The sequence below is a fragment of the Actinomadura alba genome (assembly GCF_014323705.1).
Classification (GTDB): Bacteria; Actinomycetota; Actinomycetes; order Streptosporangiales; family Streptosporangiaceae; genus Actinomadura_C; species Actinomadura_C alba.
This window is the reverse complement of record NZ_JABVEC010000045.1, coordinates 1-25,211: the sequence shown is the minus strand read 5'-3', so window position 1 is coordinate 25,211 and position 25,211 is coordinate 1. Positions and strand designations below refer to the sequence as shown.

The 25,211-nt window shown below is 70.4% G+C and carries 21 protein-coding genes; 18 read left to right on the top strand and 3 right to left on the bottom strand.

The genetic code is table 11. The features are described from left to right. The first annotated feature begins 2 nt into the window (after positions 1-2). From HKK74_RS34870 to HKK74_RS34790, 17 genes are all read left to right on the top strand, one after another. Entirely contained in the window at positions 3-320 is a 318-nt protein-coding gene (locus HKK74_RS34870) for a DUF4233 domain-containing protein (protein ID WP_187247686.1), read from the top strand. A 120-nt stretch (positions 321-440) separates the two neighbouring features. Continuing rightward, positions 441-1,931, top strand: coding sequence for a hypothetical protein (locus HKK74_RS34865; protein WP_187247685.1), 1,491 nt, complete (start codon positions 441-443; stop codon positions 1,929-1,931). An 85-nt stretch (positions 1,932-2,016) separates the two neighbouring features. Then, positions 2,017-2,427 carry a nucleoside-diphosphate kinase gene (ndk, locus tag HKK74_RS34860; protein ID WP_187247684.1) on the top strand — a complete coding sequence of 137 codons (411 nt, stop codon included), beginning with the start codon at positions 2,017-2,019 and terminating at the stop codon, positions 2,425-2,427. A gap of 187 nt (positions 2,428-2,614) precedes the next feature. Further along, the gene (locus HKK74_RS34855; protein ID WP_187247683.1) at positions 2,615-3,646 is read left to right on the top strand and encodes a rod shape-determining protein; all 1,032 of its coding nucleotides are present in this window, start codon (positions 2,615-2,617) and stop codon (positions 3,644-3,646) included. 10 nt (positions 3,647-3,656) lie between these two features. Beyond that, on the top strand, positions 3,657-4,781 hold the full coding sequence (gene mreC / locus HKK74_RS34850) for a rod shape-determining protein MreC (protein WP_187247682.1): 1,125 nt from the start codon (positions 3,657-3,659) through the stop codon (positions 4,779-4,781). Position 4,782: 1 nt separating this feature from the next. Then, on the top strand, positions 4,783-5,373 hold the full coding sequence (mreD, locus tag HKK74_RS34845; protein ID WP_187247681.1) for a rod shape-determining protein MreD: 591 nt from the start codon (positions 4,783-4,785) through the stop codon (positions 5,371-5,373). A gap of 23 nt (positions 5,374-5,396) precedes the next feature. Continuing rightward, on the top strand, positions 5,397-7,448 hold the full coding sequence (gene mrdA / locus HKK74_RS34840; protein ID WP_222723116.1) for a penicillin-binding protein 2: 2,052 nt from the start codon (positions 5,397-5,399) through the stop codon (positions 7,446-7,448). Further along, positions 7,445-8,602, top strand: a complete 1,158-nt coding sequence (rodA, locus tag HKK74_RS34835) for a rod shape-determining protein RodA (protein WP_187247679.1) — start codon at positions 7,445-7,447, stop codon at positions 8,600-8,602. Before mrdA ends, rodA begins: the two co-directional genes overlap by 4 nt. A gap of 92 nt (positions 8,603-8,694) precedes the next feature. Then, positions 8,695-10,620 (top strand): TIGR03960 family B12-binding radical SAM protein, encoded by a 1,926-nt coding sequence (locus HKK74_RS34830; RefSeq protein WP_187247678.1) that lies wholly within the window; start codon positions 8,695-8,697, stop codon positions 10,618-10,620. A gap of 114 nt (positions 10,621-10,734) precedes the next feature. Further along, positions 10,735-11,844, top strand: coding sequence for a phosphatidylglycerol lysyltransferase domain-containing protein (locus HKK74_RS34825; protein WP_187247677.1), 1,110 nt, complete (start codon positions 10,735-10,737; stop codon positions 11,842-11,844). A gap of 140 nt (positions 11,845-11,984) precedes the next feature. After that, complete coding sequence (locus HKK74_RS34820) at positions 11,985-12,833, top strand: TIGR03936 family radical SAM-associated protein (protein WP_187247676.1); 849 nt, start codon at positions 11,985-11,987, stop codon at positions 12,831-12,833. A gap of 199 nt (positions 12,834-13,032) precedes the next feature. Further along, complete coding sequence (locus HKK74_RS34815) at positions 13,033-15,819, top strand: Rne/Rng family ribonuclease (protein WP_187247675.1); 2,787 nt, start codon at positions 13,033-13,035, stop codon at positions 15,817-15,819. Between the two features lie 230 nt (positions 15,820-16,049). After that, positions 16,050-16,364 carry a 50S ribosomal protein L21 gene (rplU, locus tag HKK74_RS34810; protein ID WP_187247674.1) on the top strand — a complete coding sequence of 105 codons (315 nt, stop codon included), beginning with the start codon at positions 16,050-16,052 and terminating at the stop codon, positions 16,362-16,364. Positions 16,365-16,408: 44 nt separating this feature from the next. Beyond that, a complete protein-coding gene (gene rpmA, locus HKK74_RS34805; protein ID WP_187247673.1) occupies positions 16,409-16,666 on the top strand; it encodes a 50S ribosomal protein L27 in 258 nt (85 codons plus the stop codon). Between the two features lie 124 nt (positions 16,667-16,790). Continuing rightward, entirely contained in the window at positions 16,791-18,167 is a 1,377-nt protein-coding gene (gene obgE / locus HKK74_RS34800) for a GTPase ObgE (protein WP_187247672.1), read from the top strand. Positions 18,168-18,201: 34 nt separating this feature from the next. Beyond that, positions 18,202-19,383, top strand: a complete 1,182-nt coding sequence (gene proB / locus HKK74_RS34795) for a glutamate 5-kinase (RefSeq protein WP_246492286.1) — start codon at positions 18,202-18,204, stop codon at positions 19,381-19,383. Next, complete coding sequence (locus HKK74_RS34790) at positions 19,376-20,641, top strand: glutamate-5-semialdehyde dehydrogenase (RefSeq protein WP_187247671.1); 1,266 nt, start codon at positions 19,376-19,378, stop codon at positions 20,639-20,641. Before proB ends, HKK74_RS34790 begins: the two co-directional genes overlap by 8 nt. Before the next feature lie 81 nt (positions 20,642-20,722). Here the strand turns inward: HKK74_RS34790 and HKK74_RS34785 are convergent, their stop codons facing one another. After that, the gene (locus HKK74_RS34785) at positions 20,723-22,990 is read right to left on the bottom strand and encodes a glycoside hydrolase family 3 N-terminal domain-containing protein (protein ID WP_187247670.1); all 2,268 of its coding nucleotides are present in this window, start codon (positions 22,988-22,990) and stop codon (positions 20,723-20,725) included. A gap of 151 nt (positions 22,991-23,141) precedes the next feature. Continuing rightward, the gene (locus HKK74_RS34780; RefSeq protein ID WP_187247669.1) at positions 23,142-24,185 is read right to left on the bottom strand and encodes a M48 family metallopeptidase; all 1,044 of its coding nucleotides are present in this window, start codon (positions 24,183-24,185) and stop codon (positions 23,142-23,144) included. A 115-nt stretch (positions 24,186-24,300) separates the two neighbouring features. On the opposite strand from HKK74_RS34780, the gene nadD reads away from it, so the two are divergent. Continuing rightward, entirely contained in the window at positions 24,301-24,909 is a 609-nt protein-coding gene (gene nadD, locus HKK74_RS34775) for a nicotinate-nucleotide adenylyltransferase (RefSeq protein WP_187247668.1), read from the top strand. Between the two features lie 7 nt (positions 24,910-24,916). Here the strand turns inward: nadD and HKK74_RS34770 are convergent. Further along, positions 24,917-25,211, bottom strand: a 295-nt coding sequence (locus tag HKK74_RS34770) for an HD-GYP domain-containing protein (protein WP_376771583.1), incomplete at its 5' end; no start/stop codon positions are given.

Here is a 25,211-nt window from a genome sequence, read left to right as displayed (position 1 = left end):
TCATGAGAAGGCTGTTGGCGGCGGTGCTCGTCTGTGAGGCGATCGTGATCGGGCTGGCGATCCCGGTCGCGATCTCCGTCGCGCACGCCGACGCGGCGTCGGCCGGGATGGTCGGGGGTGCGCTGGCCCTCGCCTGCGTCCTGCTCGCCGGCCTGCTCCGTTTCCCGTGGGCGGTCATCGCCGGCGGCGTCCTGCAGGTGGTGATGATCGCCACGGGCTTCGTGGTGCCGACCATGTTCATCCTCGGTGTCGTATTCGGAGCGCTTTGGGTGACGACCATTTGGCTCGGACGCAAGGTGGAGGGAACGGAAGCGCGCTAAATTCGTGCGGAGACGGCACCTCAATTCATCCGCCAGAACTCACGATTTGCGGCTAATACGCAAATCGGGCAAAGCCGTGTAATTGACGCGCATGGCGGATGTCGACCCCAGGAGATGGTCGTGTCCGCTCCATTGCAGGAATCCCCGGCGAAAGCGCATGGGTCCGCCGCCGACCTCGAACCGGGAAAAAGCCTCGGGGACCGGCTCGCGGGCCTCACCGTGCTGCTCGTCGCGGTCACCGCGGTGCCGGTCGTCGCGCTCGTGGTGCCCAACACGGTCTCGTACGTCGTCGCGCCGGCGCTGCGCGATCTCGGTCTCGAACCCGGCGCGGCCGCGGGGCTGGTGCGCGCGAACGGGCTGGCGCTGCCGGCGCTGCTGCTGACCGTGCCGATCTCGGCGGTCGCCGCCCGCCGGGTTCCCGCGTGGCTGGTACTGCTGGCCGGCCTGCTGTGCGTCCTGGCGGGTGAGATCGCCGCCCAGTTCGCCGGTTCGGTGCCGGTCATCGGGGCGGTACGGGTGGTCCAGGGCGTCGGCGCCGGAGTGATGCTGCCCGCCACGCTGATCCTGGTCTGGGAACGGCACGGCCGCGCCCTGATCGCCCTGTGGGCCGGGGTGTTCACCGCCGCCCTGATCATTGCCATGCCCGCCGCGATGTACGCGGTGCCCGCGGCCGCCGGAGGGGACGCGGCAGGTGGCGCGGCAGGGGACGCCGACGGTGCCGCGAGTGGCCGGTGGCGGGCGGTGCTCCAGCCCTACCCATGGCTCATCGGGCTCGCGCTGGGTGCCGTCGCGCTACTGGTGATCCTCCGGATCTGGATGAAGGCCGGTCCGCTGCCGGTACTGCGCCACACTGAGCGCACCCAGTTGCTGCTCCCGTTCGTCCCCGCCGCCGGGTTCGCCTTCCTGGCGGTCGTCACCACCTACGGCTGGTCGCCGGGAGCGCAGCTCATCGTCGCCGGCATCGGCCTGGCCGCGTTGCTGGGCCTGGCGCTGGCGGGCTTCCGCAACACCGCCATGGGCAGCCCGCACGGCTTCGCCGTCGTCTCGCTCACTACGGGACTGCTGACGGTGCCGGTGGCCGCCCCGCTGACCGGGCTCGTCAGCACCGAGTCCGGGCCCGGCGGGGTCCCCGTCGCGCCCTTCGCCGCCGGAGCCGCCGCCGCGATCGCCGGTGCCCTGCTCACCGCCCGGCTCCACGAGGGCGGCACCCGTACGGCCGTGCTGACCGGCCACGGTCTGGTCATCATCGCGGTTCTTGTCTTCCTGACCACGGACGCCACCTCGAGCACGTGGTTGCTCGCCGTCCCGCTGTCCGCGCTCGGAGCGGGGATTGGAACGGCGCTCGCCGCGTCACTGCGCGCGACCGGACTCGGATCGGCGCTGTTCGGGATCGCCCTGTGCTTTCCGGCGGTCCTCACCGGCTACCTCATCGTCGGCCCCCTGCAGGTCGCCGAGGTCAACGAGGCCGTCGACGCGGGCGGGGGACGGCAGGAGGTCGTCTACGCGCTCACCTCCGCGTTCCGCGTCTGGCTCGTTGTCGCGGGCGTCATCGCCGTCCTGATGGCGGGCGGCGCCATTCTCGCCGGCCGCTCGCGGCGGGTATCCTCCTGAAACGCACGCGAGGGGTCTCCGAAGCCCCCCGAGCCGCGTGAGCGGAGCGAGCGCAAATCAACGCAGTCAAGTTGGGGAGTCATCCGTGTCCGAGCGCACTCTTGTCCTGGTCAAGCCCGACGGTGTCCGCCGCGGCCTCGTCGGCGACGTCATCGCGCGGATCGAGCGCAAGGGTCTGAAGATCGTCGCTTTGGAGCTGCGCACGCTCAGCGCCGAGACGGCCGAGCAGCACTACGAGGAGCACCGGGCGAAGCCGTTCTTCGGCTCGCTCGTCGAGTTCATCACCGGTGGCCCGCTCGTCGCGCTGGTGGTCGAGGGACCCCGTGCCGTCGAGGCGTTCCGTGGCCTGGCCGGCGCGACCGACCCGGTCAGCGCGGCCCCGGGCACGATCCGCGGCGACCACGCACTGGAGATCCAGGAGAACATCGTGCACGGCTCCGACTCGACCGACTCGGCCGAGCGAGAGATCAAGCTGTTCTTTCCGGATCTTTTCTGAGTCGCGACACTGAGACATGCGGACCGGGGGGACCCGGTCCGCTTGCGTTTACCGGCGAGTGACGTCTCGATCGGAGGTATTTGGACCAACGCGGAGGCTCATGGTCACTGACCTCGCCGGGTCTGTCGCGTTACGATGAGCATGCCGCTCCGCACGTCCGCCGCCAGCAGGAAGGCTCCCTTTCTTCATGGGTAACAAGCTGTCGTTCCTAGGCCGTGATATGGCGGTCGATCTGGGTACAGCGAACACTTTGGTGTACGTACGTGGCCGCGGCATTGTGCTCAACGAACCCTCCGTAGTGGCGATCAACACCAACACCGGGAAAATCGTGGCGGTCGGCATCGAGGCGAAGCGGATGATCGGCCGGACGCCGGGCAACATCGTCGCCATACGGCCGCTCAAGGACGGTGTGATCGCGGACTTCGACGTGACCGAGCGGATGCTCCGCTACTTCATTCAGAAGGTGCACAAGCGCCGGCACTTCGCCAAGCCCCGGATCGTGGTGGCGGTGCCGAGCGGCATCACGGGGGTCGAGCAGCGCGCGGTGAAGGAGGCCGGATACCAGGCCGGTGCCCGGCGGGTCTACATCATCGAGGAGCCGATGGCGGCGGCGATCGGCGCGGGCCTCCCGGTTCACGAGCCGACCGGGAACATGGTGGTCGACATCGGCGGTGGCACGACCGAAGTCGCGATCATCTCGCTCGGCGGCATCGTCACCAGCCAGTCCGTACGGGTGGGCGGCGACGAACTCGACCAGGCGGTCATCTCGTACTCCAAGAAGGAGTACTCCTTGATGCTCGGCGAGCGCACCGCCGAAGAGATCAAGATGGCGATCGGCTCGGCCTACCCGTCCGCCGACGAGCCGCATGCCGAGATCCGCGGCCGCGACCTGGTCAGCGGCCTGCCCAAGACGATCGTGATCTCCGCCGAAGAGGTGCGGAGGGCGATCGAGGAGCCGGTCAACTCCATCGTCGACGCGGTCAAGACCACGCTCGACAAGTGCCCGCCGGAGCTGTCCGGCGACGTCATGGACCGGGGCATCGCGCTCACCGGCGGTGGTGCCCTGCTGAGGAACCTGGCCGAACGCCTGCGCGAAGAGACCGGCATGCCGATCCATATGGTCGACAACCCCCTCGACTCGGTCGTCCTCGGCACCGGCAAATGCGTCGAGGACTTCGAGTCGCTGCGGCAGGTGCTCGTCCCCGAACCACGGCGCTGACCTCGACCTCGTGAACGACACCCGGCACACACGCACGGCACTCGGCGTGCTCCTGTTCGTCGCGCTCACGCTGATCACGGTCGACTACCGGGGCGGTGACAACTCGCCGCTGCGCGGCCTGCGCGGTCTCGGCGCGGCCGTCTTCGGGCCGATCGAGCGCTTCTCGGCGTCCGCCGTACGGCCCATCGGCAACACCGTCGACGCCATCACCGACGCGCCGCGGGAGCGGCGCCGCGCCGACCGGCTCGCCCTGGAGAACCAGCGCCTGCGCGAGCAGCTACGGGCGAACCGGCAGGATCAGGACCGCAGCGGCCAGCTCGGCCGGCTGCTGCGCTCGGCGGGGATCGGCGGCTACAAGATCGTGTCCGGCCAGGTGATCTCCGCCGGTCAGGGCTTCGAGGACACCGTGACCATCGACGTCGGCAGCCGCAGCGGCGTGCAGAACGACATGACGGTGATGACGGGGGACGGCCTGGTCGGCCGGGTGACCCGCGTGGGGCCCGACACGGCGACCGTACTGCTCGCCACCGACGCCGCGTCGGCGATCGGCAGCCGGGTCGAGGACTCCAAGGAGATCGGGATCGCACAGGGCGTGGGCCGCCGCGGGCTCGGCAGCGGCGGCGCCAATCCGATCCGGCTGCAGCTGCTCGACGTCAACGCGCCCTTGACCCCGGGTCAGCGCATCGTGACGCTCGGTTCACAGGGCGAACGTCCCTATGTTCCTGGTGTGCCGATCGGTACGGTCGAGAAGGTCGAGCAGACGCAGGGCGCCATCACCCGCACCGCCTTTATCCGGCCGTTCGTACAGTTCACCAGCCTCGATGTGGTCGGCGTCGTGGTCGCACCGCCGAAGGAGGATCCGCGCGACGCCGTGCTTCCGCCGCGCCCGAAGGGCGCGCCCACGCCGGCTGCGCCGAGCCCGAGCCTCTGCCCCTGCCCGACCGGAAGCCCGACCGAAAGCCCGGTCCCCGGGCAGCCGGGCACCCCGTTGGTGAGTCCGACGGCCGGCCCGGCCGACAGCCCGATGGCCGCGCCCACGAACCGATCAACCGGTGATCCGTCCAGCCGGCCCGCCCCCCGGCCGGGGACCACGGTCATGAACACACCGGCCGGCAGGACCGGCAGGGGGGACTGACATGCTGCACTCCACCGCTTCGAGGCCACCGACCGGACGCAGGCTCACCGCCGTGGCCGTGATCACCCTTGCCTTGATCGTCCAGGTGTCGGTGACGAACCGCCTTCCATTGCCGGGCTCGGTCGCCCCCGACCTGGTGCTGCTCACCGTCGTGGCGCTCGCGCTGGTCAACGGTCCGCTGCTCGGCCTGGTCACCGGGTTCTGCGCCGGCCTGACCGCCGACATCGTGCCGCCCGCCGACCACACCATCGGGCGGTACGCCCTGGTCTACTGCCTGGCCGGCTATATCTGCGGGCTGTTCGCCGACGAGATGGACCGCTCGCCGGTCACCCCGTTCATCGGGGTGGCGGCGGGCGCGCTCGCGGGGACGCTGCTTTACGTCGGGGTGGGCATGATGCTCGGCGATCCGCGGGCGAGCCTGCCGGTGGCGTCCCGCCTGGTGCCCCTCATGGTCCTCTACGACGTGCTCGCCAGCCCATTCGTGGTCTGGGCGGTCCTCCGCCTCACCCGTCGCCTCGAGGGCGAACGAGGCCATGATCGCTACGATCCGGCCACCGCCCGTTTCCGCGCCATGGCCAGGGAGCGCATGTGAGGTCCGCCTCGTATTTCCGGCTGATGGTGCTGCACGTCATGGTGGTCACCCTGCTGCTCGTGCTCATCGGCCGGCTGTGGACCCTTCAGGTCATGAACGGCGCGCACTACAAGCAGGTCGCCGCCGAGAACCGGACCCGTGACATCGTGGTCCCCGCCCTGCGCGGGCAGATCCTCGATGACGTGGGCCGCCCGCTCGTCCGCAACCGCAGCGCGCTCGTCGTCTCGGTGGACAGCAAGGCCATGGCGCGGCAGCGCGACGGCGGCAGGGCGGTGCTCCACCGGCTGGCGGGCGTGCTCGGCACCACCTACAACGATCTGGCGCTCAAGACCCGGCTGTGCGCGCCTGGGATCAAGCGGCCCTGCTGGCCCGGCTCCCCGTACCAGCCGATCCCCATCGACGACCATGTCGACATCAAGCGCGCCCTGCAGATCATGGAACGGCAGGAGGAGTTCCCCGGGGTCATCGCCCAGGTCCAGGCCGTACGGGACTATCCGAAGACCGAGGGCGCCACCGCCGTGCAGGCGCTCGGCTACCTTCAGCCGATCACGCAGGAGGAGATGGACCGGCGCAAGGGCATCAAGGTCACCGGCTACAGCCGGGTCGACCTGGTCGGCAGGGACGGCCTCGAGGCGGTCTACGACGCCGACCTGCGCGGCGAGCCGGGGATCCGCCGCCTCATGGTCGACAGCCAGGGGCGGGTCACCGGCACCGCCCGTGAGGAGCCCGCGCGGCCCGGCGACCATCTCGTCACGAGCATCGACGCCAAGGTGCAGGGCGCGGTCGAGCGGGCCATCGGCAAGGCCGTCGACGACATGCGCAAGCAGGGCAAGAAGGCCGAGGCCGCGGCCGGCGTCGTGCTCGACGTCAAGACGGGCCGCGTGATCGCCCTCGCCAGCCTGCCCACGTACGACCCGGCCGTCTGGACCGGCGGGATCACCCAGTCCGAGTACGACGCGCTGCTCGGCAAGGGCCAGGGCGAGCCGCTGATCTCCCGCGCCACGCAGGGGCAGTTCGCCCCGGGCTCGACGTTCAAGATCTCGTCGGTCGCGGCGGCGGTGCGGGACGGCTATTCGCTCAACGGCATCTACGACTGCCCCGGCTCGTACAACGTGGGCAGCCGGGCCTTCACCAACTTCGAAGGCCAGGGTCACGGGCCGATGGACCTGCACAAGGCCCTGGTGGTCTCGTGCGACACGATCTTCTACCGGTTCGCCTACGAGGAGTGGCTGCGCGACGGCGGTATACATCCGGTGCCGAAACCCAAGGACCCGATGCCGGCGATGGCCCGGACGTTCGGGTTCGGCAGGCCCACCGGGATCGACCTGCCCAGCGAGTCGGCCGGCCGGATTCCCGACCGGACCTGGAAGAAGGACTACTGGGAGGCGACCAAGCAGGAGAACTGCCGGGCGGCGAAGAGCGGATATCCGGAGCTTGAGCGCACCGACCCCAGCCGCGCCTCCTTCCTCAAACAGATGGCCGCGGAGAACTGCGTGGACGGCTACATCCTCCGCGCCGGTGACGCCGCGAACTTCTCCGTCGGCCAGGGCGACGTACTCGTGACGCCGCTGCAGCTGGCCCGCGCCTACGCGGCCGTCGCCAACGGCGGCAAGCTCGTCGTGCCCCGGCTGGCCCGTGCCGTCGTGCGGCAGGACGGCACCGTGGTCCGTGAGATCGAGCCGCCCGCGCAGCGCCGCCTGCCCGTTGACCCCAAGGTCATCACCTACATGCAGAAGGCACTGGCCGAGGTACCGACGAAGGGCACCGCCGCCGGGGCCTTCTCCGGCTTCGACTTCAAGAAGGTCGCGGTGGCCGGCAAGACCGGCACCGCGGAGGTCTACGGCAAGGACGACACCGCCTGGTTCGCCTCGTACGCCCCGGCGAACGACCCGCGGCTCGCCGTGGTGGTCATGGTGACGCAGTCGGCCACGGGCGGCGCGGTCGCCGCGCCGGCCGTACGGGAGATCTACGAGACCATCTACGGCCTGAACGGCAAGAAGGCGGTATGGCCCGGCGGGAAGCCGCCGGCCAGGCTGCCGAAGCCGCGTCGCGACGGAACCTTCGCCGCGCCATGATCAGCAGCCACCTTCAGCGTCCGCCCTGGTGGCGGAAGGCGTCCGCACTGCGCCGTCTGGACTGGACGTTGATCTTCGCGGTGCTCGCACTGTCGGTGATCGGGGCGTTGCTGGTGTGGTCGGCGACCCGCGTCGGCCCGATCGGCCTGCCCAGGGACCCGCACGCCTTCCTCAAGCGGCATCTGCTGAACCTGCTGATCGGGTTCGCCCTCGGCGCCCTGGTGAGTGTGCTGGACTACCGGCTGCTGCGGGCCTACGCGCCGTTCCTGTACGCCCTGTCGTGCATCGGCCTGATCGCGGTGCTGTCCCCGCTGGGCGACACCATCAACGGATCCCACTCCTGGATCGTGCTCGGCGGCGGCTTCCAGGTGCAGCCGTCCGAGTTCGGCAAGGTGGGTCTGGTGATCCTCCTCGCCATGCTGCTCGGCGAGCCCCGCGACGGCGAGGAGGGCCCGGGGTATCGCGACATCCTGCTCGGCCTGGCGCTCGCGGCGCTGCCCGCCGTACTGATCATGTTGCAGCCGGACCTCGGCACCACGCTGGTGTTCGGCGCGGTGGTCATGGGCATGCTCGCCATCTCGGGCGCGCCGAAGCGCTGGATGGCCGGCCTGGTCGGCGCCGCCGCCTTCGCCGGCTTCGCGGTGTGGTGGTTCGGATTCCTGAAGCCGTACCAGATCGCCCGCTTCACGGCGTTCGCCAATCCGGCGGCCGACCCGCGCGGCGCCGGCTACAACGCCCAGCAGGCGCGCATCGCGGTGGGCTCGGGCGGCTTCAGCGGCAAGGGGCTCTTCAACGGTGAGCAGACCGCCGGCCACTTCGTGCCCGAGCAGCAGACCGACTTCATCTTCACGGTGGCGGGGGAGGAGCTCGGCTTCGTCGGCGCCCTCGTGATCCTGGTGCTCCTCGGCATCGTGCTCTGGCACGGCCTGCGGATCGCAAGCCAGGCCATGGACCTGTTCGGCACCTTGGTCGCCAGCGGCGTCGTGTGCTGGCTGGCCTTCCAGACCTTCGAGAACGTCGGCATGACGCTCGGCATCATGCCGATCACCGGCCTGCCCCTGCCCTTCCTGTCCTACGGAGGCTCGGCCACCTTCGCCAACATGATCGCGCTGGGCCTCCTGCAGGCCGTGCACCTCCGCTCCCACAACGTCTGATCGCCAGCGCCCCCGAGCCGCCGCGCCGGAGGCGCGGCCATGAACACAGTAGGGTGGGGGTTCATCCGCGCGTTCTGTCTCCGGAGATCCCTATGCCCATTGAATCGATCTTCCCCCGTCTGGAGCCGCTGCTCCCGACCGTGCAGAAGCCGATTCAGTATGTCGGTGGCGAGTTGAACTCACAGGTCAAGGACTGGGATGAGGCCGAGGTCCGCTGGGCCCTCATGTACCCGGACGCCTATGAGGTCGGGCTCCCGAACCAGGGCGTGCAGATCCTGTACGAGATCCTCAACGAGCGCGAGGGCGTGCTCGCGGAACGGACCTACTCCGTCTGGCCCGATCTCGAGGCGCTCATGCGGAAACACGCGATCCCGCAGTTCACCGTGGACGCGCACCGCCCCGTGGGGGCCTTCGACGTTCTCGGCGTCAGCTTCGCCACCGAGCTCGGCTACACCAATCTGCTGACCGCGCTCGACCTGGCCGGAATCCCGCTGCGCGCCGCCGACCGCACCGACGAGCACCCGATCGTGCTGGCCGGGGGACATGCCGCCTTCAACCCCGAGCCGATCGCCGACTTCCTCGACGCGGCGGTGCTCGGCGACGGTGAGCAGGTCGCCCTCGCGATCACCGAGGTGATCAGGGAGTGGCGCCGTGAGGGCGAGCCCGGCGGGCGTGACGAGCTGCTGCTGCGCCTCGCGAAGTCCGGCGGCGTTTACGTGCCGCGGTTCTACGACGTGTCGTACCTGCCCGACGGCCGGATCCAGCGCGTCGTGCCGAACCGGCCGGGTGTCCCCTGGCGGATCGTGAAGCACACCGTCATGGACCTGGACGAGTGGCCGTACCCGAAGAAGCCGCTCGTCCCGCTGGCCGAGACCGTGCACGAGCGGTTCAGCGTGGAGATCTTCCGCGGCTGCACGCGCGGGTGCCGGTTCTGCCAGGCCGGCATGATCACGCGTCCGGTGCGCGAGCGTTCGATCACCACCATCGGCGACATGGTCGAGACCGGGCTCAAGGAGTCGGGGATCGACGAGGTGGGGCTCCTGTCGCTGTCCAGCGCCGACCACAGCGAGATCGGCGACATCGCCAAGGGGCTGGCCGACCGCTACGAGGGCACGAACACCTCGCTGTCGCTGCCCTCCACCCGCGTCGACGCCTTCAACATCACTCTCGCCAACGAGCTGTCCCGGGGCGGGCGCCGGTCCGGCCTGACCTTCGCCCCCGAGGGCGGGTCCGAGCGGATGCGCAAGGTCATCAACAAGATGGTCACCGAGGACGACCTGATCCGCACCGTGACGACGGCGTACGAGAACGGCTGGCGGCAGGTCAAGCTGTACTTCATGTGCGGGCTGCCCACCGAGGAGGACGAGGACGTCCTCGCCATCGCCGGCATGGCCCGGCGGGTCATCAAGGCGGGGCGGGAGGCCACCGGACGTCGCGACATCCGATGCACGGTGTCCATCGGCGGGTTCGTGCCCAAGCCGCACACGCCGTTCCAGTGGGCGGCCCAGGCCGACCACGAGACCGTCGACCGCCGCCTCCGCGCGCTGAAGGACACGCTGCGCCGGGACCGGGAGTACGGCAAGTCGATCGGCCTGCGCTACCACGACGGCAAGCCGTCGATCATCGAGGGGCTGCTGTCCCGGGGCGACCGGCGGGTCGGCGACGTCATCCGGGCCGTGTGGGAGGCCGGGGGCCGCTTCGACGGCTGGAGCGAGCACTTCTCCTACGAGCGGTGGGCCGCCGCGGCCGAGACGGCCTTCGCGGAGCAGCCCGTCGATCTTGCCTGGTACACGACCCGTGAGCGTGACGAGGTCGAGGTGCTCCCCTGGGACCACCTCGACGCCGGGCTCGACCGGGAATGGCTCTGGCAGGACTGGCAGGACGCGGTGGACGGGACCGAGGTCGAGGACTGCCGGTGGACGCCCTGCTACGACTGCGGTGTCTGCCCCACGATGGACACCGAGATCCAGATCGGCCCCACCGGGAAGAAGCTCCTGCCGCTGACCGTCGTCCGCTGAGGAAGCTCAGGAGAACGCCGTCTCGATGAGGTGAACGCGCCGCCGCGTCGCCGCGTCTAACGGATCATGATTGATCCGCCAGGCCCCCCTCCTCCCGAGCCTCACGTCGATCTGGTGAAGCGACGGCCGCCCGCCGAGTCGAGTCCGCCGGGTTGCGTTCTCTGGCCGGCGAGGGTGATCGGCGTGCTGATCGTGCTGCCGGTGCGGTTGCTCTGGGAACTCTTCGCGCTGCTCGGCCGCTGCGTGTGCGCCTACGTGCTCAGACCGATCGGCTGGGTGCTCGACCGTGTCGTGGTGGCACCTCTGCGGTGGGTGTGGGCGACGTGCGTAGTGGTGCCCTTGTCGGCGCTGTGGCGGGCCCTCGTGTGGGCGTTCGCGCATCTGCTCGTGATCCCGCTCCGGTGGGTGTGGGCCACATTGATCGTGGCGCCGTTGGCCAGGCTCTGGCGGGGTCTGATGTGGGCGTTCGCGCATTTGGTGGCGGCGCCGCTGCGGTGGCTGTGGGCGACGTTGGTGGTGCTGCCGCTGACCTGGCTGTGGCGTGGAATGGTGTGGGCGTTCACCCGCCTGGTGGTGGCCCCGCTGGCGGCGTTGTGGCGCGGCCTCGCATGGGCGTTCGCGCGTCTGCTCGTGGCCCCGCTGTGGTGGGTGTGGACCACGCTGGTGGTGCTGCCCCTGCGTTGGGCCCTGCACGCGGTGGCCGTAACGCTGCGCTGGCTGGGCCTCTGGCTGATCGTCCGACCAGTGTCCTGGTTCTTCCGCGTGATCCTCGCGCCCCTCGGCCTGGCGCTGTACCGCTATGTGATCGTCCCCGCCGGCCAGGTGATCCGCTGGATCGGCATCGGGCTCCGGATCGCTGTCGTCACGCCGTTGGTCGCCCTGGTCACGTGGAGCGGCAGGGCCGTGCGGGCCGCGTACCGGGCCGTGGGCGCCGCGCTGGCCGCATGCGGCCGGGTGGTGATCGACGTCCTGGCGTTCGCCTGGAGGGTCGTCGGGATGATCGCGTCGTTCCTCGGCCGGGTGCTGTTCCACCTGGCTGTACGGCCCGTTCGCTGGATCTGGCGGGCCCTCGTGCGGCCGGTGCTGGGCGCGGCGGGGCGCGTGTGGCGTGCCTCCCGCGCCGCGCTGGCGAGCTCGGCGCGGTGGACGAGAACCAACGTCATACGGCCGGTGGGCGACGTGACACGTTCCTTGCTCCGGGCCATGGGCGCAGGTGGACCGTGAGCCCCGTACTCTATAAGGGTGCTGTACGGCTCGGCCGGGGCCGGCATCTCAGGCGATGCGCACGGCCGGGGCCTGGCGGCACCCTCGATGTGCAGACGTTTTACTGGACGCTAGTAGGAAGGATTGAGACCCTGGCTCCCATGCCGGAGGGTCCAGCGCCGGTTCCCGTGACCCAGCGCCTGCGAGTGCGCTATGCCAAGCGCGGCAGGTTGCGGTTCACGAGTCACCGCGACATCTCCCGGGCCGTGGAACGCGCAGTACGGCGCGCCGGGATCCCTGTCGCGCACAGCGCCGGATTCACGCCGCATCCCAAGATCTCTTACGCGGGTGCGGCGGCGACCGGGGTGGCCAGTGAGGCGGAATATCTCGAGATCGGGCTCACCGCAACCCGCGACCCCGCGTGGGTGCGGACCGCCCTCGACGAAGCACTCCCCAGCGGCCTCGACATCCTCGATGTCGTGGTGGCCCGGGCGGGCACGTCGATCGCGGACCGGCTGGAGGCGTCCGAGTGGACGATAAGACTGGACGGTGTCGCCCCAGACACCGCCGTCGAGGCCACCGAAGCCTTCATGGCCGCCGCTGAGGTCGAGGTGGAACGCCTCACCAAGAAGGGACTGCGCCGTTTCGACGCCAGGTCCGCCGTCAGTACTTGCGGGATTCAGCCCGGTGAGTCTGATCGGCGCGGCTCGGACGAGACCGCTGTCCCTTGTGTGATACTTCGAATGGTTGTTCGGCAGACTACTCCTGCCGTACGACCTGACGACGTCCTAGCCGGACTGCGTCAGGTGGCCGGCTTCGCGCCGCCGTCACCCCCATTGGTGACTCGGCTGGCGCAGGGCCCACTGAACGCGGACACCGGCGAGCTCACGGACCCACTGGATCCTGACCGTGAGACCGAACCGCCAGGTGGCGACGCCACTGCGGGGCACGGTCTCGCGAGCATGCCGGCCGGAGCCGTGAGCGCGGACGTGGTCGGCGCCCATCCGTAGGGACGGCATCGTGCACACGGTGCCGCACCGCAGGGGACGGAAGGGCGCGCCCCCAACGACTTTTGTCGTTCGCTCCGGACGAAAGCCCGGGATGTGACGACTCTGACGACAGACGGAGCTCCTGTGCGGCGCACGGTGCTGATTCACCTGATGGTGTGTCATGCCGTAGCGCCCGGGGGCCTGACAGGAGATTGCCCGCATGCTCGAGAACGAGGCCGATTCGGCCAACGGTGCCGAAGGCACAGAACAGACAGATAGCGATTCGACCGGCGTGGAGATGAGCGCCGAGAGGCGTCCGCGTCGCCGTGCGGCCAGCCGCCCGGCGGGCCCGCCCCCGGAGATCGATGACACCCCGGCGGCCCCTGTCCCCGCCGTTCCGGCGGCGGCCGCGCCGTCCGGTGACCAGGCGAGCCCTCCCGAGCCCGACGTGGAGTCGCCGGCCGAGCCGGCCGACGAGCCGGTGAAGCCCAAGAAGACGACGAGGAGCCGGTCTCGTAAGCGCGAGACGGCCCCGGAGCCGGCCGAACCGCGGGACGTCCCCGAGGAGCCGGCGGTCGAGGTCAGCGTGGTGGGCATCCCGGCGGTGACCTTCCAGCCGCCCATGGTCGTCTTCCAGCCGGCCGGGCCGCCCGAGCAGGCGGCTCCGGCGGCACCCGCCGCCGGCGGCAAGGCCCGCGTCGAGGAGCCGGACGACGAGGCCGCCGAGAGCGGCGACGAGGCCGATGACGACGAGTCCGGTGACCGGCCGTCCCGCCGCCGGCGGCGCCGCGGCGGCCGTGGCCGGGGCAAGGCCAAGGACGGGGCCGACGAGAGCGCCGACGACACCTCCGACGAGGAGGACCGGCCCGCGGCCGCGGCGAAGGCCGAGCCCGCCGAGAGGCAGGGCAAGGCCACGAGGGCCGGCAAGGCCGAGAAGCCCGAGAAGTCCGACGAGGACGACGACACCGACGAGGACGATGGCACGGCCGGCTCGACCCGGCGGCGTCGGCGGCGTCGCCGGCGTGCCGTAGGCGTCGCCGACACCGACGACACCGGCCAGGACGACCCGCCGAACACGGTCGTCCACGTGCGCGAGGCGCGTGCGGTCGAGGACGAGGTGCAGTCGGTCAAGGGCTCGACCCGGCTCGAGGCCAAGAAGCAGCGCCGCCGTGAGGGTCGTGAGCAGGGCCGCCGCCGCCCGCCGATCATCACCGAGTCCGAATTCCTGGCACGGCGCGAGGCGGTCGAACGCGTCATGGTGGTCCGCCAGGAGGGCGAGCGCACGCAGATCGCCGTGCTCGAGGACGACGTGCTGGTCGAGCACTACGTCGACCGGGCCAGCCACCAGTCGTACGTCGGCAACGTCTACCTCGGCAAGGTCCAGAACGTCCTGCCGTCGATGGAGGCGGCGTTCGTCGACATCGGCAAGGGCCGCAACGCGGTGCTCTACGCGGGCGAGGTCAACTGGGACATCGCCGGGCTCGAAGGCCAGCCGCGCCGCATCGAGTCGGCACTGCGGTCCGGCCAGTCCGTGCTCGTACAGGTCACCAAGGACCCGCTCGGTCACAAGGGCGCCCGCCTGACCAGCCAGGTCTCGCTGCCCGGCCGCTACCTCGTGTACGTGCCGGACGGCTCGATGACCGGCATCAGCCGCAAGCTGCCCGACAAGGAGCGCGCGCGGCTCAAGCAGATCCTCAAGCGCGTCATGCCCGAGAACGCCGGCGTGATCGTCCGTACCGCCGCCGAGGGTGCCACCGAGGAGGAGCTGGCCCGTGACGTGTCGCGGCTGGCCGCCCAGTGGGAGAACATCCAGCGCCAGAGCAAGACGGCGTCGGCGCCCGAACTGCTCTACGGCGAACCCGACCTGACGATCCGGGTGGTCCGCGACATCTTCAACGAGGACTTCGGCGAACTCGTGGTCTCGGGCGACCAGGCGTGGAGCATGGTCGAGGACTACGTCAGCTACGTCGCGCCGCACCTCGCCGGCCGGGCGACGAAGTGGACCGGCCCCGAGGACGTCCTCACCACCTATCGCATCGACGAGCAGATCGCCAAGGCACTCGAGCGCAAGGTGTGGCTGCCCAGCGGCGGCTCGCTGGTGATCGACCGTACCGAGGCGATGACCGTCGTCGACGTCAACACCGGCAAATTCACCGGCCAGGGCGGCAACCTCGAGGAGACCGTCACCCGCAACAACCTCGAGGCGGCCGAGGAGATCGTTCGTCAGCTGCGGCTGCGGGACCTGGGCGGCATCATCGTGGTCGACTTCATCGACATGGTGCTCGAGAGCAACCGTGATCTGGTCCTGCGGCGGCTCCTCGAGTGCCTCGCCCGCGACCGCACCAAGCACCAGGTGGCCGAGGTCACCTCGCTCGGCCTGGTCCAGATGACCCGTAAGCGGGTCGGCCAGGGCCTGCTGGAGGCCTTCTCGGAGGTCTGCGAGTGCTGCAACGGCCGCGGCATCCACGTGTCGCTGACCCCGGTCGAGGACAAGCCCGAGCAGGCGGCGACGCCCCGCCGCCGCAAGCGCAAGGGCGACGTCGAGAAGACGGTCGAGAAGAAGCTCGCCCGGCACGAGGCCGAGCGGCCCGCGGTGGCCGACCACGAGGACGAGACCGGCAAGCCGGACCGGAAGCAGGGGCGGGCCAAGGGCGGCCGGTCGCGTGCGAAGGCGACGTCGGCGTCGGCCGAGGCGGTAGAGGCGGCCGAGGTCGCTGAGTCCCTTGAGTCGGTTGAGACGGTTGAGACGCGGACACTGCCCGGTATGCCCGAGCCCGTGGCTCTGGCCGCCGAGAACGCCGCCGAGGACGCCGCCGAGTCGGCCGTCGAGGTCCGAGCCACCCTGGGCGCGGTCGAGGCGGTCGATCCCGTGGATCCGGTCGGTGCCGGGGCCCCGGCGGAGCCCAAGGGGCCCGAGGAGGACGCGGCGGCCACCAGCAACGGCCGTAAGCGCCGCCCCCGCCGGTCGCGGGCCAAGGCCGAGGTCGGCTCTGAGGACGCCGACTGAGGCCGGTCGCGGGTTCCGGGTGTCCCGGCCGGTTCGCTTTCCGGCCGGGGGTTCCGGTACTCTGTTAAACCGCGCGTCTGGCACGCGCGTGTCCTCGCGCCCGGGATCGTTACGGGCCACCCGAGAATTGCGGACTTGGCGCAGGACTTCAGATCCTCGGGTCTCTGAGCGACGAGGCCGACACAGGAGTTTCAGCCCCGTGATACGGGGATGGTCCGGAAGGGTTCCGCGTGTACGCGATTGTCCGTTGCGGCGGCAGGCAGGAGAAGGTGGCCGTCGATGACGTGCTCACCGTCGACAAGCTGACCGGAGAGGTCGGCTCGACGGTGACGTTCCCGGCGCTGCTGGTCGTCGACGGCGACAACGTCGTGAGCAAGGCGGCCGAGCTGTCGAAGTTCGTGGTCAGTGCCGAGATCCTCGGCGCGACCAAGGGCCCCAAGATCAACATCATGCACTACCGGAACAAGACCGGGTACAAGCGGCGGATGGGTCACCGTCAGCCGTACACCCAGGTCAAGGTCACCGGAATCAAGGCCGGAAAGTAAGGCCGCCCCCGCACACGCGGGGATGACCCAGGAGGAGGCAGAAGATGGCACACAAGAAGGGCGCCTCGTCCAGCCGTAACGGCCGTGACTCCAACGCTCAGCGCCTCGGCGTGAAGCGTTACGGTGGCCAGGTCGTGAACGCGGGCGAGATCATCGTGCGTCAGCGCGGCACCCACTTCCACCCCGGTCTCAACGTCGGGCGTGGCGGCGACGACACGCTGTTCGCGCTCATGGCCGGCACGGTCGAGTTCGGCCGATACCGCGGCCGTCGTGCCGTGAGCATCGTCCCGCCGGCGGAGTAGTCCGCCGCAGCACACAGGCTATTGACCAAGGGCGGACCGGTACCGGTCCGCCCTTGTCGTTTTCTCCGGACGGCCCGTGCGGGCCGGCGCTAGGAGATCGACATGAGGAGAGGGAGGGAGCGACGTGCCTGATTTCGTGGACCGTGTGGTCCTGCATGTGGCGGCGGGCAACGGCGGGCACGGGTGCGCCTCCGTTCACCGGGAGAAGTTCAAGCCGCTCGGGGGGCCCGACGGGGGCAACGGCGGGCATGGCGGCGACGTGATCCTGGAGGTCGACCCGAACGCCGCGAGCCTGCTGGACTACCACCGGCGGCCGCATCGCAGGGCCGGCAACGGCAGGCCCGGGCAGGGCTCGAACCGCAATGGCGCCGACGGCGGCGACGTCGTGCTTCCCGTGCCGAACGGCACGGTGGTGAAGTCCGCCCGCGGGACGGTGCTGGCCGACCTGGTCGGGGCGGGGACCCGGTACGTGGTCGTCGAAGGCGGCAAGGGCGGTCTCGGCAACGCCGCGCTGGCGTCGGCCAAGCGCAAGGCCCCCGGGTTCGCGCTGCTCGGCGAGCCCGGCACGGAGCAGGACCTGGTGCTGGAGCTCAAGACCGTCGCCGACGTCGCGCTGGTCGGGTTCCCGAGCGCAGGCAAGTCGTCGCTGATCGCCTCGATGTCCGCGGCCAAGCCCAAGATCGCTGACTATCCCTTCACGACGCTCGTCCCCAATCTCGGTGTGGTGAGCGCCGGTGACCACGTCTTCACCGTCGCCGACGTCCCCGGCCTGATCGAGGGCGCCAGCGAGGGCAGGGGCCTCGGGCTGGAGTTCCTGCGACACATCGAGCGCTCCTCGACCCTCGCTCACGTGCTCGACTGCGCCACCCCAGAGCCGGGCCGCGACCCGGTGTCGGACTTCGAGGTCATCGAGCGCGAGCTCCGGGCCTACGACGAGGTGCTCGGTGACCGGCCGCTGTCCGACCGGCCGCGCCTGGTGGTCCTCAACAAGATCGACGTGCCGGACGGCCGCGAGCTCGCCGACCTCGTACGGCCCGAGTTCGAGGCGCGCGGCATGCGGGTCTTCGAGGTGTCGGCGGCGTCGCACGAGGGGCTGCGCGACCTGGCTTTCGCGATGGCCGAGATGGTCGAGGCCCACCGAGCCACGCTGCCGCCCGAGGAGCCGACCAGGATCGTTCTCCGCCCGGCCGCGGTGGGCGGGGTGGAGTTCGAGGTCAAGAACCTCGGCGACAACACCTACCTGGTCACGGGGGCCAAGCCCACGCGGTGGCTCCGCCAGACCGATTTCACCAACGAGGAGGCGGTGGGCTACCTCGCCGACCGGCTGGCGCGGCTCGGCATCGAGGAACGGCTCGCGAAGGCCGGTGCCGAGTCCGGCGCCACCGTCATGATCGGCACCGAGCAGGAGTCGGTGGTCTTCGACTGGGAGCCGGACATCGCCGCCGGCGCCGAGTCGGGTCTCGGCCCCCGCGGCACCGACCGGCGGCTCAGCGACTGGTAGCCCTGGTGAAGTCCCCGACCTGAGGAGGCCGAGTTTGTCCGAGAGGACAGGGGTGCGCACGGCGATCGCCGACGCGCGCCGCATCGTGGTCAAGGTGGGGTCGTCGTCTCTCACCACCCCGGAGGGCATGCTCGACGCCGACCGCGTCGACGCCCTGGTCGGCGTGCTGGCCGCCCGGCGTTCTGAGGGCGGCGAGGTCGTGTTCGTCTCCTCGGGGGCGATCGCCGCGGGCCTGGGTCCGCTGGGGCTGCCACGCCGTCCCCGCGATCTCGCCACGCAGCAGGCGGCGGCGAGCGTCGGCCAGGGGCTGCTGCTCGCGCGCTACGCGTCCGCCTTCGCCGCGTACGGGCTGCGGGTCGGCCAGATACTGCTCACCGCCGACGATCTGATCAGGCGCACCCACCACCGCAACGCCCAGCGCACCCTGGCCCAGCTGCTGACGCTCGGGATCGTCCCGATCGTCAACGAGAACGACACGGTCGCCACCGACGAGATCCGGTTCGGCGACAACGACCGCCTGGCCGCGCTGGTGGCGCATCTGATCCGGGCCGACGCCCTGGTGTTGCTCTCCGACGTCGACGCGCTGTACGACGGCGATCCGCGGCGGCCCGGCTCACGCCGCCTCGCCGAGATCCGATCGCCTGAGGATCTGGCGGGCGTCGATTTTGGCGGGACCGGCAGCAGGGTCGGTACCGGCGGGATGGTCACCAAGGTCGAGGCCGCCCGGATCGCCACGGGTGCCGGCGTGCCGGTGGTGCTGACCAACGCCGCGTCCGCCGCCGCCGCGCTCGCAGGAGGGCCGGTCGGCACCTTCTTCCACCCGAACGGCCGCCGGCCCTCCACCCGCCACCTGTGGCTCGCGCACGCCACCACCGGGCAGGGACGGCTCGTACTGGACCCGGGCGCGGTGGAGGCCGTCGTACGGCGCCGCAAATCGCTGCTGCCGGCCGGAGTCACCGGCGTCCAGGGCGACTTCGCCGCGGGCGATCCGGTGGACGTCTGCGACCGTGCGGGCCGCGTGGTCGCCCGCGGTCTGGTGAACTACGACGCGGGGGAGATCCCTGATCTGATGGGACGCTCGACCCGCTGGCTCGCCCGCGAACTGGGCCCCGAGTACGAGCGCGAGATCATCCACCGGGACGATCTCGTACTGCTGGTGACGGCCGTCGACGCGCTTACAACCGCGAGATCACGAGAGGGAACAGGCGATGAGTGAGGCAACGCGCGAGCAGGTGCTCGAGGTCGCGGGACGGGCGAGGCAGGCGGCCGCCGAACTGGCCCCGCTGCCACGCCGGGCCAAGGACGCGGCGCTGAACGCCATCGCCGACGCCCTGATCACCCGGGCCCCCGAGATCCTCAAGGCCAATGAATCCGATGTCGCAAGGGCGCGCGAGGGCGGCACCGCCGAAGCGATGATCGACCGGTTGAGCCTCACCGAGCAGCGTGTCGCCGCGATCGCCGAGGCCGTCCGGCAGGTCGCCGCGCTGCCCGACCCGGTCGGCGAGAGCGTCCGCGGCTACACGCTGCCGAACGGTTTGGAGCTGCGGCAGGTACGGGTGCCGCTGGGGGTGGTCGGCATCATCTACGAGGGCCGGCCCAACGTGACCGTCGACGCCGCCGCGCTCACTCTCAAGAGCGGTAACGCCGTGCTGCTGCGGGGCTCGTCGTCGGCCTACGACTCCAACACCGCGCTGGTGGACGTGATGCGCGACGCGCTCGCCGGCACCCAACTCCCGGCCGACTCCGTTCAGCTGGTCCCCGGGACCTCGCGCCAGTCGGTGAAGCACCTGATGCGCGCCCGCGGGCTGGTCGACGTCCTGATCCCGCGTGGCGGCGCCGCGCTCATCAACTCGGTGGTCGAGGAATCGACCGTGCCGGTGATCGAGACAGGGGTGGGCAACTGCGCCGTGTACGTCGACGCGTCGGCCGACGTCGATCTGGCGGTGGACATCCTGATCAACGCCAAGACGCAGCGCCCGTCGGTCTGCAACGCCGCCGAGACCGTCCTCGTGCACGCCGACATCGCCGAGGCGTTCCTGCCGGTGGCCCTGAGGGCTCTGCGCGACGAGAACGTCACCGTGCACGGTGACGCCCGCGTCCGGTCCTACGGCGATGACGTTGTGCCGGCCACCGAGGAGGACTACTCGACCGAGTATCTCTCCCTGGACATCGCCGCGGCCGTCGTCGACTCCCTCGAGGAAGCGGTCGCGCACATCCGGCGGTACGGCTCGGGCCACACCGAGGCGATCGTCACCACCTCGCAGGGGGCGGCCAAGCGGTTCGTGGCACTGGTCGACTCGGCCGCCGTCATGGTCAACGCCTCCACCCGGTTCACCGACGGCGAGGAGTTCGGCTTCGGCGCCGAGATCGGCATCTCCACCCAGAAGCTGCACGCCCGCGGCCCGATGGGGCTGCCCGAGCTGACCTCGACCAAGTACGTCGTCACCGGCGAGGGCCACCTCAGGGGCGTCTGAGCGAGACGCGGCCGAGACGGCACGAGGCCTCCCGCGACCGCGCGTCGCGGGAGGCCTCGTGCGCTCTTGCCGTCCGGTGCGTCAGCGGACGGTGAGGTCCGCGCTCTTGTCACCCACCAGGATCTTGTAGGCGCCGGGCAGGACGGTACGGGGACCCGCCCCGTTGACGTCGCCCGCCGTGACCGCCAGCCGCGACAGCGGGATGGACAGCGTCACCGTCTTGGCCTCGCCGGCATTGAGCGGCACCCGCGCGTACCCGGCCAACCGCTTCGGCGGCACCAGGACCGGACTGACCGGCTGTGCGGCGAACACCGGAACGATCATGTCGCCGTCCCGGGGACCGCTGTTGGCCACCCGTACCGAGACGTTCCCGCGCCGCGAGGCGGACTCCGACCCGAGAGTCACGCCCTGTACAGCGAACGAGGTGTAGGAGAGGCCGTGCGCGAAGGCGTACTGCGGGTCGTAGCCGGAGCTCTCCCCGGCGTTGGTCCCGGGCAGCTGCTGGTAGTACATCGGCATGTCGCCGACGCTCTTCGGCCACGAGACCGGCAGCACGCCCGTGGGGTTGGTCTTGCCGTAGACCGCGTCGGCGACGGCGTTGCCGCCCTCGGAGCCGGGCAGCCACGCCGCGAGGACCGCGTCGGCGTCGTTCACCTTGCCCAGCACCAGCGGGCGCCCGGTGATCAGTACGGCGATGACCGGCTTGCCGGTGGCCTTGAGCGCCGCGACCAGGTCCTGCTGCTCGGCCGTGAAGGCGGGGACCTCCTTGTCGTTGGTGCCCTCGGCGCCGGGCTTCTCGCCGATGACCACGACGGCGGCGTCGGCGTCCTCGGTCTTGTCGACGGCGTCGTCCTTGGTGGTGGCGTGCTCGATCGAGGTGCCCGACGGGGCTCCGGTGCGCAGTCCGGCGAGGACCGTCTGGCCGGGGACCCGATCGCCGTCGGCCATTCCCTGCCAGCCGATGGTCCAGCCGCCCATCTGGTTCGGCAGGCTGTCGGCGCTCTCACCGGTGACCACGATCCTCTTGCCGGCGGCGAGCGGCAGCGCGCCGCCCTGGTTGCGCAGCAGCACGAGCGACTCGGCCGCGGCCTTGCGGGCCAGCGCGGTGTCGGCGTTCAGGACGATGCCGTCGGCCTTGGCCGGGTCGACATAGGGGTTCTCGAAGAGCCCGCGCTCGAACTTCAGCCGCAGGATGCGCGAGGCGGCCTCGTCGATGCGCTTCCTCGGCACCAGGCCGTCGCGGACCGCGGCCAGCAGTCCGTCGGTGAACTCCTTGGCGCTGTAGGGCTCCATGGCCATGTCGACGCCGGCGTTGACCGAGGCGGCGATCGCGTGCTTGTAGTCCCCGGCGATGTGGTAGCTCTCCTCGAGCGCCTTCACGTCCCGCCAGTCGGTGATGACGACGCCCTTGAAGCCCCACTGCTTGCGCACCACGTCGGTGAGGAGGTACTTGGAGGCGTGCGCGGGGATGCCGTTGACCGCGCCCGAGTTGGCCATGAGCGTGTCGGCGCCCGCGTCGACCTGGTCCTTGTACGGGGGGAGCAGCGTGTCCTGCAGGTAGCGCATCGAGACGTCGGCGTTGGTCCGGTCGTGGCCGTTGAACGGCTCGGAGTAGCCGCCGAAGTGCTTCACCGTCGCGGCCACCTGACCGGCCGCCTCCATGCCCTTCACGGTGCTGCCGGCGAGCGAGCCGGCGAGCACCGGATCCTCGGAGAAGGCCTCATAGTAGCGGCCCCACCGTGCGTCCCTGGCCAGGTCGGAGACGGGCGCGAAGTTCCAGGTCGGGCCGGTGGCCTTGACGACCTTGGAGGTCGCCGCGCCGACGTCGCGCGCCAGCGCGTCGTTCCAGCTGGACCCCAGGCCGATCTGGTGCGGGAAGATCGTTGCACCGGAGACGTTGTTGTGGCCGTGCACCGCGTCGACGCCATAGATGATCGGGATGCGCAGCCTGCTGTGCTCGATGGCGTACTTCTGGACGTGGTTCACCATCTCGGCCCATGCCTTGGGCGTGTTGGTGGGCGGCGTCATGCCCCCGCCGGACAGGATCGATCCCGTCTTGGCGTCGTCGAACACCGCCTTCAGGCAGTCCGGCCGCCAGTCGCCGTTGGTCCACTCGCAGTCGCCCCGCAGCCGGGCCACGGCGATCTGTGTCATCTGGCCGACCTTCTCCTCCAGCGTCATGCGCTTGAGCAGGTCGGCGACGCGCGCGTCGGTTCGGGCGTGCCGGTCGAGATAGATCGGCTCGGATGACTGCGCCCCGGCGGAGGCGGCCGTCATGGTCAGCCCGGTGGCCGTCAATGCCGCGGCCAGCCCGATCCGGGCGGCCTTCGTCCTCAGGAGATGTCGCATGCGCTGTGCTCCCAGAGCCAATGCGCCCGGTGCCCCAAACCGTGACGCATGAGAAATATTCGGCTCTGTGAGCAAAGTTTACAAAAAAGGGGAAGTCAAGAGCGTGATGGGGAAATGCTACTGATGTCGCCCTATGTCTGATTCTGTGGCGTCAGTTCTCGCGGGTCTGGCCGCCGCCGCCCCTGCGGCCGATGCGGTCGAAGAGCCCCTCGGCGGCGCTCGCGGCACCCTCGGCGACGTCGCGGACCTTGCCGATGAACGGGTCGGCGGTGCGGCTCCAGGACTCGCGGTAGGCGTTCGCGGCGTTCTTGACCTCGTCGGAGATCTTGGCGTCGCGGTCGTCGGCGCGGCGGGGGTAGGCGCCGTCGAGGATCCGCTGGTACTCGCCCTCGCGCGCCCACCTGTCGATCTCGGCGAACCGCACGACGGCGTAGGGGTGCGACCGCCGCATCAGGTTCAGGAACTTCAGCAGGCCGTCGCGCACGTCACCCGCGGCGTCGTACTCCCGGGCCTGCGCGTGGAAGGCCTCGGCGTTCATCTCGGTGAGCCGGCTACCGCCCGCCATCTTCATCAGCGCGCGCTTCACCGCCTCGGGGTCCTGGCTGGTCAGCAGGCCGGCCCGGTCGGCGGACAGCTCGGACTTCCGCTGCCACTCCTGGAGGCCCATGATGATGGCCGCGATGCCGATGTTGCCGAGCGGCAGCCACGCGAGGCGGGCGCCGAGCGAGGTGAGGATCAGCAGCATGGTGCGGTAGACCGCGTGCCCGGACAGGATGTGACCGACCTCGTGGCCGACGACGTAACGCAGTTCCTCGTCGTCGAGCAGGTCCAGCAGACCCGTGTTGATCACGATGAACGGCTTGTCGGTGCCGATCGCCATGGCGTTCGGCGTGGGATCCTGCACGACGTAGAGTTCGGGGACCTCGTCGAAGTCGAGGATGTAGGAACTGTCGCGCACCATGTCGTGGATGTTGCGGAACTGGTCCTCGCCCACCCGGACGCTGCCGCCGAGGAACATGAGCCGGATTGCACGCTCGCTGAAGAGCCCGGACAGGCGCCTCAGTACGGTGTCGAACCCGGTCAGCGACCTCAGCGCCACCAGCGCCGAACGGTCGGCGGGGTGCTCATAGGCCCGGGAGCTGATCCCGGGAAAGCGAGTGCGTGAACGATCCGGGGTCTTCGTCATATCCGGCATGCTAGTTCCGACGAACCGCCGAAGCCCAGGGTTCCCTCCGGGTCGCGCGTACCTCTTCCCGCACCCGGCCGGGGCGGTCGGCGGCCCCGTGAGCACTGCTCGCTAGGGTTCCCCTATGAGTACGAGGGGGCCCCGCAGGATCGGAATCATGGGTGGCACCTTCGATCCGATTCACCATGGTCACCTGGTGGCGGCCAGCGAGGTGGCGCACCTGTTCGGCCTCGACGAGGTCGTGTTCGTGCCGACGGGCCAGCCCTGGCAGAAGACCCGCAGGAAGGTCGCTCCGGCCGAGGACCGCTACCTGATGACGGTGATCGCCACCGCCTCGAATCCGCGATTCTCGGTCAGCCGCATCGACATCGACCGGGCGGGGCCGACCTACACCGTGGACACCCTTCGGGAGATGCGCGAGCTGCACGGCCCGGACACCGAGTTCTTCTTCATCACCGGCGCCGACGCGCTCGAGCAGATGCTCGCGTGGCACAACGCCGATGAGATGTTCGAGCTCGCGCACTTCATCGGGTGCACCCGCCCCGGCCACAGCCTGGCCGATCCCGGCCTGCCGGCCGGCCGGGTCAGCCTGGTCGAGGTCCCGGCGTTGTCGATCTCCTCCACCGAGTGCCGTGAGCGGGTGGAGGCCGGCGAGCCGATCTGGTACCTGGTGCCCGACGGCATCGTGCAGTACATCAACAAGCGAAGGCTGTACGAGGACGGGACCTGCTGACCGGCGCCTAACGCGGAGCCGGGTCGCCCTCACCCGTCACCGCGATCGGCGCGGAGGGGTCGTCGTGATCCTGCTGCGTGATCTCGGCGATGTCGTCGTCGGGTGGAGCGACCGGATCGGGCAACTGCCATCCGTGGGTCCGCAGCGCGTGCAGGAACGCGGTGACGATGTCGGGGTCGAACTGGCTGCCGGCGGATCTGCGAAGTTCCGCGACGGCGTCCTCGATGGGCCGGGCCGGGCGGTAGGAACGCGTCGAGGTCATGGCGTCGAAGGCGTCGGCGACGGAGATGATCCGCGCGAAT